Genomic DNA, 677 nt, shown 5'->3' with positions numbered 1-677 from the left:
CGAGCTTTTACGAAGCGGAATTAGTAGAAAGTTTTATTACTTTAATAACCCAACTTGGCAAAAAACCAATGCTATTACCTTTTAAACCAAATGGTAAACCGCAACACGTAAAAGGTTTTTTACATGAATTTAAAGTTACAGCTAAAAATGCAGCCGAGTTTTTAAATAAATTAAATGATATTAATGCACCGTTAGTCGGTTTAGACGCGTCACTCGTTATGTGTTACCGCGATGAATATAATACAATTTTAGAAAATAACCGTGGTGAATTTAATGTGCAACTTGCCCATGAATGGCTCGAAACACAATCGTTTAAATCACTAAGCGCAAAACAAAATACAGATACCGAATTTACACTACTGAGTCATTGTACTGAAACAACTGCGCTGCCAAAAGCAGCAAATGTATGGCAAACAATTTTCAATGATATTGGTTTAACATTAAAAACAACAAATACAGGTTGTTGTGGAATGGCGGGAACTTATGGCCACGAAGCACAAAATCAAGATAACTCACGTGCGCTTTACGAAATGAGCTGGAAACCAATTGTAGATAAAAATAAACCTGAGCAACTTTTATCTACGGGATTTTCTTGTCGTAGCCAAGTTAAACGTTTTGAACAATTTAAACCAAAACACCCAATTGAATTACTAGCACAGGTTCTTAAATAACTTTAT

1 protein-coding gene is annotated in these 677 nt (G+C 34.6%); it reads left to right on the top strand.

The annotated features are described in order from the left end of the window. Nucleotides 1–671 (top strand): (Fe-S)-binding protein (locus GQR46_RS20305; RefSeq protein ID WP_165742335.1); only part of this gene is annotated, 671 nt, incomplete at its 5' end. Nucleotides 672–677: the final 6 nt, after the last annotated feature.

Source organism: Pseudoalteromonas sp. Z1A6 (assembly GCF_011378745.1).
GTDB lineage: Bacteria > Pseudomonadota > Gammaproteobacteria > Enterobacterales > Alteromonadaceae > Pseudoalteromonas > Pseudoalteromonas arctica.
The sequence above is the reverse complement of the archived record's forward strand: the minus strand, read 5'-3'. Positions and strand labels throughout refer to the sequence as shown.